The sequence below is a fragment of the Phenylobacterium sp. genome, assembly GCF_020402505.1.
Lineage (GTDB): Bacteria > Pseudomonadota > Alphaproteobacteria > Caulobacterales > Caulobacteraceae > Phenylobacterium.
On the sequence record NZ_JADBZL010000067.1, the window covers coordinates 1 to 16837 of the forward strand.

The window sequence follows — 16837 nt, forward strand, 5'->3', positions numbered from 1 at the left end:
CGCGGGTCACGATCTCCTGCGGCTGTTGGACCATGGTCCGGTGTCTCCTGCCCTTGGTGGGCAAGAGTGAGATATCGGCACGGTGAGTGCAACTATTTTGAAGCGGGCGCCTACTGTTGCTGTTGTTGCTGCCGCTCCAGGAGGAAGGCGCCTGACCCTGGACGCCTGCGACCTCCGCCGCGGGCGAAGCTGGGACTGGCGAGCCGGATGAACTCGGGCTCGCCGGTCACCGCACGGGACCGGCGGACGTTGACCCCGACGGCGAGCTGGCTCTCGGCCTCGCCCTTGTAGACGCCACGGGAGGGCGGAACGTCCGCATAATCGCGCCCGATCGCCGCCGAGATGTGCCTCTCGCCAGCGAGGGTATTGTTGGTGGGGTCAAAGCCGATCCAACGCGTAGACGGGAGAAACACCTCCAGCCAGGCGTGGGAGGCGTCCGGGTCGGACCGGTCGCCGCCCTCCCGGTCGGTGAATAGGTAGCCGGAGACGTACCGAGCCGGGATTCCCCAGCTCCGGCAGATCGTGATCATGATGTGGGCGAAGTCCTGGCAGACACCTCGGCGGGCCGAGAGCGCCAGATCGATGGGACTTTCGGCGTCGGTCACACCCGGCTCGTAGTCGAAGGCGTCGTAGATGGTTTCGGCAAGCCGGCGCACTGCGGTCAGGGGATCGCGATCCCGCAGGCGGTCCAGGCCATGTTCGGACATGAATCCGCGAAGCGCGTCAGTTTCGATGCAGAAACCCTGTCGCTGAAGGAAGTCGAAGTTCTCGCCCAGGACCCGGTCGCTGCGCAGCCTGTCCCACTCGCCAAGATCCAGCGCCTCGGGGATGGTCTCGGGAGCCGAGGTCTCGACGACGGACCGGGCCGTGATGGTCAGCTGATCGTGGGGATGGGGGACGTCGAAGTGGTAGACGGCGTTGCCGAAGGGGTCGGCGTACGAGAAGACCTGCGCCGCCGGCTCCAGTTCCAGGTCGAAGCTGGCGAGGCGCTGGCGAGGCGTCTTCTGGGGCTGCATCCAGACCTCCATGACGCTCTCCCGGACCGGGGCGGCGTAATGGTAGCGGGTGACGTGTCGGACCTCGAGAAGCATGGCGTTTCCTAGGCGGGCAGCCGCATTTCCAGGGAGTAGGCGACAAAGGTGTCGTAGATGCCGGCGTGGAGGCGGGCGCATTCCTCCAGGACCGTAGCCACCAGGAGATCCGAGTCTTCCCCGGTGAGGGTCTCGGCCTCGGCGTAAAGCAGTCGGGCCTTCAGCCGCCCGGCGAGGCGCTCCGGGCCAGCGGCGCCTCCGAGATCGACATTGCGGCCAACCCCCGAGAGGTGTTCCTCGATCCGCGCGGTGGCGAAGCGAAGGGAACGCGGGAAGTCTTCGTCAAACATCAGGAACTGCCGGATCAGCCGGGGCTGGATATCGGCGGTATGCTTGCGCAGATAGGGCTCAAGGGCGCAGCTCATGCGCAGCAGGGCGGTCATGGCCGCATGCTCCGTGACGGGCCGGCCCAGGCTCCGGCCGAAGCCGGCCTGGAGAAGGCGGCCGGTCAGCTGGGCTCGCTCTATGAAGACCCCAAGCTGCAGGAAGCCCCAGCCCTCCCCATGGCTCATGGTGGCGTCGGCCGCGCCCTTGAACAGGTGAAGGTCGGCGATGATGTCATGAAGGAACTGGGAGGGGGCTTCCGAGAACTCCCGGTGTGCAGAGGCGCCGGTCACCCTGAGATAGATCAGGTTCAGCCGTTCCCAGGTCTCGGTCGTGAGCTGGTCCCGGACCTGGCGGGCGTTCTCCCGGGCCCTGGCCAGCGCCGCAGTCACGGAGTCGCTGTCCCCGCTCTCCATGGTGATCGCCAGGGCCGCGTCCCAGGGGGAGATCTCCTCGGGGTGCTCTCCGTCGGAGACCGCGGAGATGACCATTCGGGCGACCTGGCCGGAGCTTTCCGTCCGGTCCAGGGTGGCGTTCAGGAGCACATCCGCCAGGCGGCACATGTGTTCGGCGCGCTCAACATAACGGCCGATCCAGTAGAGACTGTCGGCGACGCGGGCGAGCATCATGACCGGGGCTCCGCAGCTTCGGCCTCGCCCAGGACCCAGGTGTCCTTCGAGCCGCCGCCCTGGCTGGAGTTGACCACCAGGGAGCCCTTCTTCAGGGCGACCCGGGTCAGGGCCCCCGGCGTGACCCGGATCTTGTCGCCGGAGAGGATGAAGGGTCTCAGGTCCACATGCCGCGGATCGACGGCGCCGTCGATGAGGCAAGGCGCGGTGGAGAGCTGGATGGTCGGCTGGGCGATGTAGTTGTCGGGATCCGCCTTTAGCGCCTCGGCGAAACGCTCCCGTTCATCCCGGCTGGCGTGGGGCCCCACCAGCATCCCGTAGCCCCCCGAGGCGCCCACCGCCTTGACCACGAGCGTGTCCAGGTTGGCCAGGACGTGGGAGAGCTGTGACGGCTCGCGGCAGAGGAAGGTCTCGATGTTCGGGAGGATGGCGTCCTCGCCGAGGTAGTAGCTGATGATCTCCGGTACGTAGGCGTAGACCGCCTTGTCATCCGCAACGCCGGTGCCTGGCGCATTGCAGATCACGACGTTCCCGCCCCGGTAGGCGTTGAAGAGGCCCGCCACCCCGAGGCTCGAGTCCCGCCGGAAGGTGAGGGGGTCGATGAAGTCGTCGTCCACCCGCCTGTAGATCACGTCCACCCGGCGAAGGCCCGCCGTGGTGCGCATGTAGACCATGTTGTCATGGGTCACGAGGTCGCGACCCTCGACCAGGGGCACGCCCATCAGCCGGGCGAGATAGGCGTGCTCGAAGTAAGCCGAGTTGTAGACGCCCGGGGTCAGCACCACGACCTGCGGGTTTGGCCGCCAGTCAGCCGCCATGCTTCTGAGGGTGGAGAGCAGGAGGTCTGGGTACTGCTCGATCCGCCGCACACCCGCCATCCGGAAGGAGCCGGGGAAGGTCCGCTTGGCCGCCTCGCGGTTGGCCAGCATGTACGACACCCCCGAGGGCACCCGGAGATTGTCCTCCAGAACGGCGAATCCACCGTCCGGCTTTCGGATGAGGTCGCTGCCGCAGACGTTGGCGTAGGCCTGGTGCGGGACAAAGAGGTTCTGCATTTCCCGGCGGTAGGAGGGGGCGCCCAGCACCAGCTCCCGGGGGACGACTCCATCCATCAGGATTTTCTGGTCGCTGTAGATGTCGGCCAGGAACATGTTCAGGGCCCGCAGTCGCTGCACCAGCCCGGCCTCAATGGTCGCCCATTCCGCAGCCGGAATGATTCGGGGCAGGAGGTCGGTGGGAATGATCCGTTCGGTGGAGCTCTCGGCCCCGTAGACGGTGAAGGTGATGCCCTGGAGCAGAAAGAACCGCTCCAGCAGGCGTTGCCGTTCAGCGAGGTCCTCGTCGGAAAGGGAGGCCACGCGCCTCGCCAGGGCGGCATAGTGCGGCCGTACGTCCCCGGCGGGATCGATCATCTCGTCATACGGCGCGGGCGCAGGTGCGCCCGCGCCGGCGATGGGCGTCGTCTCAGCCAAGGCGTATCTCACCCGGTGCTCCCCTCCGTCCGGATACGGAGGAGACAAGCCTAGAAATCCAGCGCCCTGAATAGAGCGGACAGGCCGGCTTGGCGACCATCAGACTCCCCGGCGCCGGTTTTCCGGGCGTCTGCCCGGAAAATGGGCGGACTCGCTCCCGCCTCTGCGGGTGACAGGGGGGTTGGGGCCGGGGTATCTGACTCCCCTGATCGGAGATGATGCGTGACGGGGTCGCGACTGTACCTGGCGGGGCTGACCGGGCTCGCGCTGCTGGCGGCCTATCCTGCGTTGGCGGCCCCGCAGTTGCGCGCCCAAATCCGCGGCGACCTTCCGGCGGACCTCAGGACCCGTATCGAGACGGCGGTGGGCGCAGCCGAACGCCCTTCGCGAAATCGGTTCGACGCCCGGCAGAGGGCGAACGCTGCGGCGGAAGAGGCCGCCGCCGTTCTGCGCTCCGAGGGCTACTATGCCTTCCGCGTTCAGCCGGGGATCTCCGAGGCGATCGTCGCCGAACCCTACGTAGACGTTACGGTCGGCCCCCGATTCCGCATCGCCGACGTCCGGATCGACTGGATCGACCCCGCCCCGGAGTCTTCGGTCCAGACGCTGGGAAGCGACCAGCTTCAGATCGCCCCCGGTCAGCCCGCCCGGGCGATAGACGTCGTCTCTGCCGAGGCGAGAGTTCTCTCGGCGATCCAGAAGGCGGGCTATGCCGACGCCTTCATTGGTCCGCGGGAGGTGGTTGTCGATCATGCAGACCAGACTCTTCGGCCCACCTTCAGGATCAGTGCGGGCCAGCCCGTCCGGCTGGACTCGATCCGCCTGGAGACAGACGGGGGCACCCGGTCCGACTGGCTGGCGGGTCTCGCCCCCTGGCCCTCGGGAGCGAGGTATGATCCGGATTCCATCGCCAGCCTCGAGAGAAGCCTGGTGGAGACCGGCGCCTATGATCAGGTCACGGTCGCCCTCGCGCCGATTGAAGAGGTCCCGGTCGGCGGCCTGAGACCCGTGGTCGTGACCCTCACGGACCGGAAGCCCCACCGACTCGAGGCCGGCGCCAGCTACGCCAGCAGCGAGGGGCTGGGCGCCGATATGCGCTGGACACACTTCAACCGCTTCGGGGTGGCCGACACCAGTGCGGTCTTCGGGCGGTTGTCGACCGTCGACAGTCGTCTGGGCGTCGAGGTCACCCTGCCGCACTGGCGTCGCCTGAGGCAGTCGCTGAACGGTTACACCGCGGTCTTCCGGCGCGAGACCTCCGCCTACGATGAAACCGGCCTGGAAGTGCGCGTCGATGTCCAGCGCAAGCGGTCGGAAGTAGCCTATGTCACGGTCGGCGCCGCGCTCGACTACATCCAGACCCGGGAGAGATCGCCGTCGGCTGCGGCCTTCCTCCGGCGCGAGCAAGTGGTCGGGTCCCTGCTGGGCGCCCTGGCCATCGACGAAACCGACAATGTCCTGGACCCCAAGGCGGGCTGGCGGGTCGATCTGCGCGCCGAGCCTACGGCCCTGACGGGGTCCGTGACGCTGAGCTATGTCAAGGCCTCGCTTCAGGGGTCCGCCTACCTGCCCCTGGATGGCGACCGACGTACAGTTCTGGCGGGCCGGGCCAAGACGGGGTCCATCCTTGGCGGGACCCTGGGCGGCGTACCCGCGTCGCGGCGGTTTTATGCCGGCGGCGGCGGTTCGGTGCGTGGCTACGTCTTCCAGGGCATAGGGCCGCACCTGCCGGACAACACGCCGGTCGGCGGGCTCTCGCTTGTGGAGGTCTCCGGAGAGGTGCGGCATCGCCTGTCCGATCAATGGGGTCTGGTCGCCTTCGTGGATGCGGGCTCGGTCGGCTTGTCGCAGGAGCCCGCCTTTGACGCTCTCGACCTCGGCGTGGGGCTGGGCGTCCGATACAATCTCGGCTTCGGTCCCATTCGCTTCGACCTGGCCTTTCCCCTCAACCGCCGGTCCGACGATCCGAGCTACCAGATCTATGTCAGCATCGGGCAGAGCTTTTGACCGGGGCGACTGAACCCGTTCCGGGACGACGGAGGCGCCGGAGCCGCGCCGTCCGCGCCGCGCTGCTGGCCTTGGGCGGCGTCGCTGTCCTCCTGGCCGGGATTGTGCTTGCCGCGCCGCTCTTCCTGCGCAGCCCGAAGGGCCTGGCCCTTATCGAGTCTATCGCAGACGGCCAGCGGGTGGGGCCGGTCGGTCATCTTGAGGTCCAGGGGCTGGCCGGCGATCCCTTGGGGGCGTTCACGGTCCGCCGCCTGGCGATCCGGGATGACCAAGGCGTCTGGCTCGAAGCCCAGGGCCTGAACCTGGACTGGCGGCCCCTTCGCCTCGCGGGGCGTGAGGTACGGGTCGAGCGTGCGTCAGCGGACAAGATTCGTATCCTCCGCCGCCCGAGGCTGGAGCCGCCGGAACCTCACCGCCCCCTGCCGGTGACCCTCACCCTGCGGGGCCTGACCGCGGTCATCGAGACCGAACCGGCCTTCAGCGTCAGGCGCGGGGCCTTCCGGGCGGGCGGGAGCCTCCAGGCGCGTCGGAATGATGGGGGCCAGTCGGCGCGGTTTGTCGTGAACAGCCTGCTGCACGCGGGCGACTACGCAAATCTGGATTTCGATTTCGGTCCGGATCGCCCCCTGCGGGTTAGGGCCGAAGCCCTGGAGTCCATGGGCGGCGCCCTGGCCGGGACCGTCGGCGTGGCGGCGGACAAGCCCTTCAGGCTGACTGTGGCGGCGGATGGTCGGGTGGAGAGGGGCCAGGTTCGTGCGGACCTTCGCTCCGGTGAAGCCCGGCCCGTGGCCGTCAACGGAGGATGGACGCCAGAGGGCGGGTCGCTGACCGGCCTCGTCGACCTGTCGGCGTCGACTTTGACGCGCCCCCTTGCCGAGCGACTTGGCGGGCAGGTGCGCCTTGCAGGCGTGGCCAAGGGCAAGCGTGGCGATAGGGGAGCGTATGTCATCGACCTGACCATCCTCGCCGAAGCTGCAAGGGCCTCGATCCGCGGGCCGATCGACCTGGAGGGGATGCGCACCGGGCAGGGCGGCCTTGAGATTCTGCTCACAGCGCCCTCCCTGGCCCGGCTGATCGGCGGCGGCGAGGTGGGAGCCCTTCGCGTCGCGGGAAGGGTCGAGGGCCAGCCGGAGGCTTGGCGGTTCGGCGGAGAGACCCGGGTCGAGGCGATCCGGGCCGAGGGCTATGAGCTCGCAGAGGTGGCGGGTCCCGTCCGTCTGGAGACCCGAAAGGGACGCCTTGATCTCCAGTTTGGGGTGCGCGGCGTCGGCGGACGCGGGGATGGCCTTCCGGCATCCCTCCTCGGTCAGGCCCCGACACTTGACCTGAAGGCGTCGAGGCTTGCGGACGGGGCCATCCTCATCGAGGACCTCAAGGCGGTCGGCGCGGGCTTCCGGGTCACCGGGACCGGGTCCCGCGGCCTTCTCGGAGGGTTGTCCTTCTCCGGAGACGCCGTCGTCACCCGCCTCGACGCCGGCCTGCCCGGCGCTTCCGGTGGTCTGTCTGGCCGCTGGAGCGCTCGTGCAGCGGGTTCACAGGCGCCCTGGGAGGTCTCCGTCACCGCGCGTGGCGAGGGCCTGCGAACCGGGCGCGTCGAGGCCGACAGGCTGCTCGGGCTGCGCCCCACCCTGGACGCCCGTTTCGACTTCAAGGACGGCGATCTGAGATTTGAGCGCGTTTCCGTGCAGGGCGAAGCCATCAAGGCCAACGCTCGAGGCGGCGCCCTGGCGTCGGGGGTACTGGATCTTGCCTTCGATTGGTCGGCTTCGGGTCCCTTCGCGGCGGGGCCGGTCGAGATCGCGGGGAAGGCCTCGGGAACCGGCCGTGTCGGCGGTCGTGTTTCGACGCCAGAGGTGCGCATGGAGGCAGGGTTCGACGCCATCGACCTGCCGGGCCTCAAGCTCACCCAGGCCAGACTTGAGCTGAACTGGTCCCCTGACGGCGGCGCGGTCGACATCAAGGCTCAGAGTCCCTACGGGCCTGCGTCCGCAAGTGCTGCGTTCGCCTTCCCGAGGGGCGGGGTGCGGCTGAGCGAAATCCGGTTGGACGGCGGCGGGCTTCAGGTGCGGGGGGAAGCCGCCCTTGGCGCAAAGGGCGCCTCGCAGGCCGACCTCTCCGTTGGCCTGTCGCGCGGAGCCTTCCTGGCGGAGGGGACCGTGACCGGTGTCCTCAGGCTCAAGGACCGACAAGGTTCCGGCCTCTGGGTCGACGCGGACCTGTCCGCGCGGAACGCACTGTCTCCAGGTGAGACGCTGTCGGTGACCGAAGGACGCCTGACCGGCGAAGGGCCTCTTGAGCGGCTTCCCTTTTCCGTCCGCGCCAATGGCCAGACGACGGGCGGGGACTGGAACGTCGATGGAAGGGGTCTTGCCGAGCGTTCTGGCGGGGTCTGGAGGATCGGCTTCGACGGCGGAGGGGAGGCGGCGGGACGCCGGGTCAGGACCACAGAGACCGCGCGCCTTGAACTTGACGGAGAAACGCGGCGCGCGAGGCTTCGCGTCAGCCTGGACCCAGGGGGCGCGGCTTCCCTTGACCTTGACCTGAACAGGACCAGCGCCCTGGTCACGGGCCGGCTCGATGATGTTCCCGCAAGCTTCGTCAATCCGGATCTTGCCGGCCGTCTTGACGCGGACTTTAGGATTGAAGGGCAGGGCGCCCGTCTCATCGGGTCCAGCTCGGGCCGTCTGGAGGCGGTCCGCGCCCGTGACAGCGACGTCGCCCTGGGTCTCAATGGCCGCTTCCGGGCGACCCTCGCCGACGAAGAACTTCGCGTCGCGGCGGACCTGGGCACGCCGCAGGGAATGACTGCGGACGGTGAGCTGACCGCCCCGGTGAACACCCGCCTTGCGGACTTCCGCATCGTTCCCGACCGGGAGCGGCCCCTTCGCGGACGGGTTCAGGCGAACGGTGAGGTGAAGCCCCTTTGGGACCTGTTCGTGGGCGGCGATCAGTCGCTCAGCGGGGTGGTGCAGGTGCGAGGAACCCTGGGGGGAACCCTGGCCTCGCCGAGAGCGGACGGCGAAGCCGAGATCGAAAATGGCGCCTTCGCCGACGCCTCGACCGGGCTGGTGCTCAAGAATGTCATTGTGCGGTCCCGTCTTTCCGAGTCGGCGATCCGAATTGACCGCGCCACCGGGGCCGACGGCCAGGGCGGCACGCTGTCGGGCTCAGGGATCATCTCCCTCCAGGAGGGCTCGGCCAGTTCGTTCCGGCTGGACCTCCTGAACTTTCGGGTCATCGACAACGAGCTCGCCACCGCCATCGCGTCCGGCCAGGCCTCCATGACCCGGGCGGCGGACGGTCGCGTCACCCTGAAAGGCGGCCTGACCATCAACAGGGCCGACGTCACGGCGGCGGCGCCGACCCCGACGGGCGTAACCCCGCTGGCGGTCACGGAGGTCAACCGGCCGGTCGAGGTGGGGCGTCGTGAGGGCCGTACCGGCTCCGGTCCATCCGTCGCCCTCGATGTCACCCTCAAGGCGCCGCAGTCCGTCTACATCCGCGGCCAGGGCCTGGACCTTGAGATGTCCGTTGATGCTCGCGTCGCCGGGACCACGGCGCGTCCCCGCCTCACGGGACTGGCCCGGGTGGTCAGGGGTTCTTACGCCTTCGCCGACAAACGTTTCGAGATTGATCCCTCCGGCGTGGTCTATCTCTCGGAAGATCCAGCCAGAATCCGTCTGGATCTCGCGGCGGTGCGGGAGGATCCCGCCCTGACGGCCGTGGTGCGGATTCGCGGCACCGCCGCGCGCCCGGAAGTCACCCTGACCTCGACGCCGCCCCTGCCGACCGATGAGATCTTTTCGCAGATCCTGTTTGGCCGCTCGGCGTCCCAGCTCTCACCTGTGGAAACGGCCCAGCTGGCGTCTGCGGTCGCCTCCATGGCGGGCGGCGGCGCCCTCGACGTGATCGGCAACCTCCGCGGGCTCGCAGGCCTGGACCGCCTGACCTTTGCCGGGGGATCAAACGGCGAGGGACTCGAAGTTTCCGGCGGCAAGTATCTGACGGATAACGTACTGCTGATCGTCAGCGGAGGAGGTCGGGACGGCGGGTCCGCCCAGGTCGAGTGGAATGTCAGCCGCTCGCTCAGCCTGATCTCCAAGCTGGCGGGGCAGGGGGGAAACACCCTCTCGGTTCGCTGGCGACGGGATTACTGATCCGCAGCCTAGTTGCTGATCCGCGGACGCAGGCGATAGCGGCCGGGCTCGAAGGCCTCGAAGATTTCAGGGGTCTGGGGGTGGCCGACCGGTTCTCCCGTCTCGTCGGCCAGCAGATTCTGCTCCGAGACATAGGCGACGTAGGCGCTGTCCTCGTTCTCGGCCAACAGGTGGTAAAAGGGCTGGTCCTTCCGCGGGCGAACGTGCTCGGGGATCGAGAGCCACCACTCCTCGGTGTTGTTGAAGGTGGGATCCACGTCGAAGATCACGCCCCGGAAGGGAAAGATCCGGTGCTTCACCACATCGCCGATTGCGAATTTCGCCTCCCGGATGATCGCAGGAGGGTCGGACCGGCCGCCGCCGGGGGATCGCTGGACATTCATCACTCAGACTCCGGCTCGAAAGAGCCACCGCCTATACCTAATTCAAACCGGCTAGGCCGCAAGACGCCTTCCGGGGGCGAAGCCTCTCGGATAGGCTGGAGCGGAAGTGGCGGGACGGGTTGTCGCGCCTGTTTGGAACCAGGGTCCATGTCAGAGGCGCCGAGCGCGCCCGGCGCCGCGCAAAACGGCCGGGAACAGGGCGCAGGAACAGGCGGCAAGGTGCTTTACGGGGCTCTGGACCTCGGCACCAACAATTGCCGGCTGCTGATCGCGGCGCCTGCGGGGCGGGGGTTCCGGGTCGTGGACGCTTACTCCCGCATCGTCCGGCTCGGGGAGGGTCTGTCGCAGACGGGTCGGCTCTCGGATGCGGCGATGGACAGGGCGATGGCCGCACTGAAAGTCAGCGCGGAGAAGGTCCGGCGACGGGGGGTCACCCGCTTCAAGGCCATCGCCACCCAGGCCTGCCGCTCGGCGCAAAACGGGGCCGAGTTTGTGGAACGGGTGGCGGCGGAAACCGGTCTGCGCCTGGAGGTGATCTCGCCCAAGGAGGAGGCGCACCTTTCCGTGGCGGGCTGCCTGAACCTCCTGGACCGGACCGCCGATGCAGCCCTCGTCGTTGATGTCGGCGGCGGCTCGACAGAGTTGTCATGGGTGGACCTCTCCGGGCAGGCGCGCGCGGCCCGGCTGACCCCCGGGCGGCCACCGGTCCGGGCCTGGCGATCGATCCCGCTCGGCGTGGTGACCCTGGCCGAGCAGTTTCCTGAAGGGGCGGATGCGCCCAAGGTCTGGTTCAGGCGCATGGTCGAGGCCTTCCGAAGCCGGCTCGAAGGATTCACCGGGGCCGATAGCCTTCGCCCCGCCTTCGATACGGGCCGTGCGCACATCATTGGCACCTCAGGGGCGATTACCAGCCTGGCCGGCCTGCATCTGAACCTGCCCCGCTACGACCGAAACCGGGTGGACGGTATCTGGATGACGCGCGCCGAGTGCGAGGCTTCCGCAGACCGGCTGATCGGCATGACCATGGCCGAGCGGGCGGCACAGCCCTGCATCGGGCCGGATCGGGCGGACCTCGTCCTCGCCGGCGCCGCCATCCTCCAGGCCGTCCAGGAGCTCTGGCCGTGCGAGCGGGTGAGGGTGGCCGACCGCGGACTTCGCGAGGGCATGCTCCTGTCGATGATGGCGGCCCGCCAACGGCGCAGGCCTAGGGGCCGCGGGGGAAGGACGACCCATGGCTGATCCCCCCCGCAGGCGCATGGTCCGCGCCCCTACAGGCGGCACAGAGGAGGGCCGCGGCAAGCCGGCCCGGCTGAAGACCGCCAAGATGCGCACACCCTCGTCCCAGGCCTGGCTGTCCCGCCAGATCAACGACCCCTGGTCCGCCAAGGCCCGCGCCCATGGATACCGCAGCCGGGCGGCCTACAAGCTGACCGACATCGCGGACCGCTTCGGCCTGCTCAGGCCGGGCCAGAGGGTCATCGACCTGGGGGCCGCCCCCGGGGGCTGGACGCAGGTCGCAATCGAGCGGGGCGTCACAAAGATCGTCGGGGTCGACCTGCTTCCGGTAGAGCCCCTGCCGCCGGCGATCCTCCTGCAGATGGATTTCACCGATCCCGCCTGCGGGGACCTGCTGGTCGCCCAGCTAGGTGGCGCGCCTGACCTCGTCATCTCGGACATGGCGCCCAACACGGTGGGACACCGGCGGACCGACCATCTGCGGATCGTGGGCCTGATCGACGCCGCGGTCGACTTCGCCGAGACCGTCCTGACTCCCGGCGGCGCCTTCGTCGCCAAGGCCTTCCAGGGAGGCGAGATCAGCGAGGTGATCACCCGCCTCAAGCGCAGCTTCGCTCAGGTCCGGAACGTCAAGCCGCCCGCCAGCCGGGCGGATTCTTCCGAAACCTACCTGGTCGCCACCGGTTTCCGCGGACGCCCCGCCGGCGGCCTTGCGCCCGGGGGTCACTAGGCCTTATACGCGGCTCGCAAAATGGAGAGTCTCATGGAGATTCGCGAAGGCCTCACCTTCGACGACGTTTTGCTCGAACCCGGCGCCTCCGAAGTGATGCCGGGACAGGTGGACACGACCACCCGGTTTACCCGCGAGATCAACCTGAACATCCCGATCGTCTCGTCCGCCATGGACACGGTCACCGAGAGCCGGCTGGCCATCGCCATGGCCCAGGCCGGCGGCATGGGCATTCTCCACCGGAACCTCACCGTGGAAGAGCAGGCCGACCAGGTCCGGGAGGTCAAGCGCTACGAAAGCGGCATGGTCATCAATCCGATGACCATTCATCCCGAAACGACGCTCCGGGAAGTCCGCGAGATCAAGGCGCGTCGCCGGATCTCCGGTTTCCCGGTCGTGGAGCGTGGAACGGGCCGGCTGGTGGGCATGTTGACCAACCGGGATATGCGCTTCGAAAGCGGCGACGACGTGCCGGCCCGGGCGCTGATGACCTCCGAGAACCTCATTACGGTGCGCGAAGGCTGCACCCAGGAGGAGGCGCGCAATCTTCTCCGCCGCCACAAGATCGAGCGCCTCATCGTCGTGGACGAGGACAACCGGGCGGTCGGCCTGATCACAGTCAAGGACATGGAGAAGGCCCAGGCCCATCCCTCCGCGGCCAAGGACGCCCAGGGCCGCCTTTTGGTCGGGGCCGCCTCCACCGTGGGCGACGGCGGCTTCGAGCGCTCCATGGCCCTGGTCGAGGCCGGGGCGGACGTCGTGGTGATCGATACCGCCCACGGCCACAATGCGGATGTCATCCGCGCGGTCGCCAGGCTTCGCCGTGAGGCGAACCAGGTCCAGATCGTCGCCGGAAACGTCGCTACTTACGACGGGACCCGGGCCCTGATCGACGCGGGCGCCGACGCCGTGAAGGTGGGGATCGGGCCGGGCTCCATCTGCACGACCCGCATCGTGGCCGGCGTGGGGGTGCCTCAACTGACAGCCATCGCCGATGCGGCGCGCGCCGCGCGGGACACCGGGGTTCCGGTCATCGCTGATGGCGGGATCAAGTACTCCGGCGATTTCGCCAAGGCCCTCGCCATGGGCGCCCATGCGGCCATGATGGGCTCGGCCTTCGCCGGCACGGATGAGGCGCCGGGCGAGGTCTTCCTGTACCAGGGGCGTTCCTACAAGGCCTATCGCGGTATGGGGTCCCTGGGCGCCATGGCCAACGGCTCGGCCGACCGATACTTCCAGAAGGAGGTCTCGGCCCTGAAGCTGGTCCCCGAGGGCATCGAGGGACAGGTCGCCTACAAGGGGCCCATTGGCGGCGTCCTCCACCAGATGGTCGGGGGATTGCGAGCGGCCATGGGCTATGTGGGCGCTGCAGACCTTGAGAGCTTCCGATCCAAGGCGAGGTTCATCCGGATCACCGGGGCGGGCCTTCGCGAGAGCCACGTCCACGACGTCATGATGACCCGTGAAGCCCCCAACTATACGAGCCCGATGTGAACATGGTCGCTGAACCCGAACTCCTGCTGCTGGGCGCCGCCGTTGTGATCGGCCTCGTCCAGCTGATGTGGTCCGCCGCCGCCGCACGCCGCCAGCAGGATCTGAAGTGGGCGGCTGGCGCCCGGGATGAAGCCATGCCCATCACCGGCGTCGCGGCGAGGCTGGACAGGGCGTTCCGCAACTTCATGGAGACCTTCCCGCTCTTTGCGGCGGCGGTCCTGGCTGTTGTGATCGCTGGCAAGACCGGTCCGCTCAGCCTGTGGGGCGCGGCCCTCTATGTGGTGTGCCGGGCACTCTATGCGCCCATCTACGCCGCCGGAACCTATATGGTCCGCAGCCTGGTCTGGACCCTCGCCCTGGTGGGTGTGGGCATGGTGGTCGCGGCGCTGTTCCTTGCGTGACGGCGGTCGCATCGAGGCGGCCATCCGCGTCCTGACCGAGATCGAGACCGCGCGCCGTCCCGCACGACTGGCCCTGAAGGCCTGGAGCGATGGAGCCAGGTATGCCGGTTCCGGGGACCGAGCCTTTGTCGCCGGCCTCGTCCTGGACGCCCTGCGCCGCCGCCGCTCCGCCGCCTGGCGCTTGGACGAGGACAGCCCGAGGGGCGCCATTCTGGGCGTGCTGGCCCTGCACTGGAACTGGCCTCCCGACCGGATCGCGGCTGCGTTCGCCGAGGCGCCGCACGGGCCCGGCGCGCTGAACCCGGGGGAATGTGGGCGGCTTTCGGCCCCCCTGGACCTCTCCGGCGCCCCTGACGCGGTCGCCGCCGACGTGCCGGACTGGCTCGCCCCGTCCTTCGCGCGTGTCTTCGGTGACCGGATCCGGCTGGAGGGCGATGCGCTGGCCCGCCGGGCCCCGGTCGACCTGCGGGTCAACACCCTGAAGAGCGACCCGGCTCGGGCGCTGAAGGCCGCCGGGCCCCTCGGCGCCCATCCCGTGTCGGGCCTGCCCCTGGCCCTGCGGATCGATCCTCCCGTCGCGGCGGAACGCACCCCGTCGGTCGAGAGTCTGCCGGAGTTCGTGAAGGGCTGGATGGAGGTCCAGGACGCCGGCTCCCAGCTCGCCGCCGCCTGCGCCGGGGAGGTGAAGGGGCTCCAGGTCCTCGACCTCTGCGCCGGGGGCGGTGGCAAGACCCTGGCCCTCGCCGCCGCCATGGGATCGACCGGCCAGATCTACGCCTACGATTCCGACGCCCGCCGCCTCGCCGACACCGTGCGCCGGGCCGAGCGGGCCGGGGTGCGCAACCTGCAGGTCCGCACGCCTCTGCGCCCGGATCCCCTCAAGGACCTGGAAGGGCGGATGGACCTGGTCTTCATCGACGCTCCCTGTTCCGGGTCGGGCGCCTGGCGCCGGCACCCGGACACCAAGTGGCGGCTGACGCCTGACGCCCTGGCCCGTCGCCAGGCTGACCAGGATTCTGTCCTGGACGCCGGGGTCGCCTTTGTCCGACCCGGCGGGCGGCTGGTCTATGTCACCTGCTCGGTCCTGGCCGAGGAGAACGAGGACCGGGTCGCCGCCTTCCTGGGCCGGCATCGGGATTTTCGCGTTCTGCCCGCCACGGACGACCCGCACTGGCTTCCCCGCCTGACGGCGGAGGGCTATCTCCGGCTGACCCCTGCGTCCTCGGACACCGACGGATTCTTCGTCGCCGTCCTGGCCCGGGCCGATGGAAGGACTCAAGCATGACCGCCGCCCCCGTCCATGAACGCGTCCTGATCGTCGACTTCGGCAGTCAGGTGACCCAGCTGATCGCCCGGCGGCTTCGCGAGAGCGGGGTCTATTGCGAGATCCACCCCTACGACCGCATCGAACCCATGCTGGACGCCTTCGCGCCGAAGGCGGTGATCCTGTCCGGAGGCCCGGCCAGCGTGCACGAGGACGACAGCCCCTCGGTCACGCCCCGGGTCTTCGAGCTGGGCGTTCCGGTCCTGGGCATCTGCTATGGCGAGATGACCCTCTGCGCCCAGCTGGGCGGACGGGTCGAGGGCGGGCATGACCGCGAATTCGGCCGGGCCGAGATCCGCATCGAGCGGGAGTCCCCTCTGCTGTTCGGCCTTGGCGATGTCGGCGACCGTGAGGTCGTCTGGATGAGCCATGGCGACAAGGTCACCGCCATCCCGCCGGGTTTCGAGGTGGTCGCCTCCTCCGAGGGCAGCCCGTTCGCCGTGATCGCCGACGAGGGCCGGCGCTTCTATGGCGTCCAGTTCCACCCGGAGGTGGCCCACACGCCGCGGGGCGCCCTGATCCTGCGCAACTTCACCCACCGCATCGCCGGCCTGTCCGGGGACTGGACCATGGCTTCCTTCCGCCAGGAGGCGGTGGCGCGCATCCGCGAGCAGGTGGGCGAGGGCAGGGTGATCTGCGGCCTGTCCGGCGGGGTGGACTCCTCCGTCGCCGCCGTCCTGATCCACGAGGCCATCGGCGACCAGCTGACCTGCGTCTTCGTGGACACCGGGCTCCTGCGGCTCAACGAGGCCGAGCAGGTCGTGACCATGTTCCGCGACCACTACAATATTCCGCTGGTACACGTTGATGCAGGAGAACTTTTCCTAGGTGAGCTGAAGGGCGTCACCGACCCGGAGACCAAGCGCAAGACCATCGGCAGGCTGTTCGTCGACGTCTTCGACCGCGAGGCGGCGAAGATCGAGGGCGCCGCCTTCCTGGCCCAGGGCACCCTCTATCCGGACGTGATCGAAAGCGTCTCCGCCCGGGGCGGGCCCTCGGCGGTGATCAAGAGCCACCACAATGTCGGCGGCCTGCCGGACTACATGAAGCTGAAGCTGGTCGAGCCCCTGCGCGAACTCTTCAAGGACGAGGTCCGCGCCCTGGGCGTGGAGCTGGGTCTGCCGCCTCAGTTCGTCGGGCGCCATCCCTTCCCGGGACCGGGCCTCGCCATTCGTATCCCCGGCGAGATCACGCCAGAGAAGGTGTCCGTCCTCCAGAGGGCCGACGCCATCTACCTGGAGGAGATCCGCAAGGCTGGCCTCTACGACAGCATCTGGCAGGCCTTCGCCGTACTCCTGCCCGTGAAGACTGTCGGCGTCATGGGCGACGCCCGCACCTACGAGGACGTCCTGGCCCTGCGCGCCGTGACCTCCACCGACGGCATGACCGCCGACTTCTTCGAATTCCCCTGGGAGGTCCTCGGCCGCTGCGCGACCCGGATCATCAACGAGGTGAGGGGGGTCAACCGCGTGGTCTATGACGTGACGTCCAAGCCGCCGGGGACGATCGAGTGGGAATGATTCAGGGCCATCCCAGGGTATCCGGCACTACGCTATAATTCGACCTAACAGTCTGAAATTATTATATAA

12 protein-coding genes are annotated in these 16837 nt (G+C 68.7%); 8 read left to right on the forward strand and 4 right to left on the reverse strand.

The window, feature by feature from the left end; all coding sequences use genetic code 11:
- Positions 1-110: 110 nt before the first annotated feature.
- Genes IM632_RS05515 through IM632_RS05525 form a run of 3 tightly spaced genes read right to left on the reverse strand, consistent with a single transcriptional unit; the run spans position 111 to position 3456 of the window.
- Complete coding sequence (locus IM632_RS05515; protein WP_296552084.1) at positions 111-1091, reverse strand: transglutaminase family protein; 981 nt, start codon at positions 1089-1091, stop codon at positions 111-113.
- Between the two features lie 8 nt (positions 1092-1099).
- Entirely contained in the window at positions 1100-2044 is a 945-nt protein-coding gene (locus IM632_RS05520; protein ID WP_296480684.1) for an alpha-E domain-containing protein, read from the reverse strand.
- A complete protein-coding gene (locus IM632_RS05525; protein ID WP_363278787.1) occupies positions 2041-3456 on the reverse strand; it encodes a circularly permuted type 2 ATP-grasp protein in 1416 nt (471 codons plus the stop codon). The genes IM632_RS05520 and IM632_RS05525 overlap by 4 nt, the downstream gene beginning before the upstream one ends.
- A 282-nt stretch (positions 3457-3738) precedes the next feature.
- Between IM632_RS05525 and IM632_RS05530 the strand changes: the two genes are divergently transcribed.
- Both IM632_RS05530 and IM632_RS05535 read left to right on the forward strand, forming a co-directional pair.
- Positions 3739-5523: an autotransporter assembly complex family protein gene (locus tag IM632_RS05530; protein WP_296480687.1), complete on the forward strand. Its 1785-nt coding sequence runs from the start codon at positions 3739-3741 to the stop codon at positions 5521-5523.
- A 71-nt stretch (positions 5524-5594) separates the two neighbouring features.
- On the forward strand, positions 5595-9680 hold the full coding sequence (locus IM632_RS05535) for a translocation/assembly module TamB domain-containing protein (RefSeq protein ID WP_296498094.1): 4086 nt from the start codon (positions 5595-5597) through the stop codon (positions 9678-9680).
- Positions 9681-9688: 8 nt separating this feature from the next.
- Here IM632_RS05535 and hspQ read toward each other — a convergent pair whose 3' ends face one another.
- Entirely contained in the window at positions 9689-10063 is a 375-nt protein-coding gene (gene hspQ / locus IM632_RS05540; protein ID WP_293544013.1) for a heat shock protein HspQ, read from the reverse strand.
- A gap of 147 nt (positions 10064-10210) precedes the next feature.
- Between hspQ and IM632_RS05545 the strand changes: the two genes are divergently transcribed.
- Genes IM632_RS05545 through guaA form a run of 6 tightly spaced genes read left to right on the forward strand, consistent with a single transcriptional unit; the run spans position 10211 to position 16768 of the window.
- Positions 10211-11302, forward strand: coding sequence for a Ppx/GppA phosphatase family protein (locus IM632_RS05545; RefSeq protein WP_296480692.1), 1092 nt, complete (start codon positions 10211-10213; stop codon positions 11300-11302).
- Positions 11295-12029 (forward strand): RlmE family RNA methyltransferase, encoded by a 735-nt coding sequence (locus IM632_RS05550; protein ID WP_296480696.1) that lies wholly within the window; start codon positions 11295-11297, stop codon positions 12027-12029. The genes IM632_RS05545 and IM632_RS05550 overlap by 8 nt, the downstream gene beginning before the upstream one ends.
- Before the next feature lie 33 nt (positions 12030-12062).
- A complete protein-coding gene (gene guaB, locus IM632_RS05555) occupies positions 12063-13523 on the forward strand; it encodes an IMP dehydrogenase (RefSeq protein WP_296480699.1) in 1461 nt (486 codons plus the stop codon).
- A gap of 2 nt (positions 13524-13525) precedes the next feature.
- Positions 13526-13924: an MAPEG family protein gene (locus IM632_RS05560; RefSeq protein WP_293513057.1), complete on the forward strand. Its 399-nt coding sequence runs from the start codon at positions 13526-13528 to the stop codon at positions 13922-13924.
- The gene (locus IM632_RS05565) at positions 13917-15209 is read left to right on the forward strand and encodes an RsmB/NOP family class I SAM-dependent RNA methyltransferase (RefSeq protein ID WP_296480702.1); all 1293 of its coding nucleotides are present in this window, start codon (positions 13917-13919) and stop codon (positions 15207-15209) included. Before IM632_RS05560 ends, IM632_RS05565 begins: the two co-directional genes overlap by 8 nt.
- Positions 15206-16768 carry a glutamine-hydrolyzing GMP synthase gene (gene guaA, locus IM632_RS05570; protein WP_296480705.1) on the forward strand — a complete coding sequence of 521 codons (1563 nt, stop codon included), beginning with the start codon at positions 15206-15208 and terminating at the stop codon, positions 16766-16768. The genes IM632_RS05565 and guaA overlap by 4 nt, the downstream gene beginning before the upstream one ends.
- Positions 16769-16837 lie beyond the last annotated feature (69 nt).

Excerpts from the sequence above, each read along its gene's own strand:
- IM632_RS05515 (WP_296552084.1), bottom strand. The coding sequence starts at position 1,091 with ATGCTTCTCGAGGTCCGACACGTCACCCGCTACCATTACGCCGCCCCG.
- IM632_RS05520 (WP_296480684.1), bottom strand. The coding sequence starts at position 2,044 with ATGATGCTCGCCCGCGTCGCCGACAGTCTCTACTGGATCGGCCGTTAT.
- IM632_RS05525 (WP_363278787.1), bottom strand. The coding sequence starts at position 3,456 with ATGATCGATCCCGCCGGGGACGTACGGCCGCACTATGCCGCCCTGGCG.
- hspQ (WP_293544013.1), bottom strand. The coding sequence starts at position 10,063 with ATGAATGTCCAGCGATCCCCCGGCGGCGGCCGGTCCGACCCTCCTGCG.
- IM632_RS05545 (WP_296480692.1), top strand. The coding sequence starts at position 10,211 with ATGTCAGAGGCGCCGAGCGCGCCCGGCGCCGCGCAAAACGGCCGGGAA.
- IM632_RS05550 (WP_296480696.1), top strand. The coding sequence starts at position 11,295 with ATGGCTGATCCCCCCCGCAGGCGCATGGTCCGCGCCCCTACAGGCGGC.
- guaB (WP_296480699.1), top strand. The coding sequence starts at position 12,063 with ATGGAGATTCGCGAAGGCCTCACCTTCGACGACGTTTTGCTCGAACCC.
- IM632_RS05560 (WP_293513057.1), top strand. The coding sequence starts at position 13,526 with ATGGTCGCTGAACCCGAACTCCTGCTGCTGGGCGCCGCCGTTGTGATC.
- guaA (WP_296480705.1), top strand. The coding sequence starts at position 15,206 with ATGACCGCCGCCCCCGTCCATGAACGCGTCCTGATCGTCGACTTCGGC.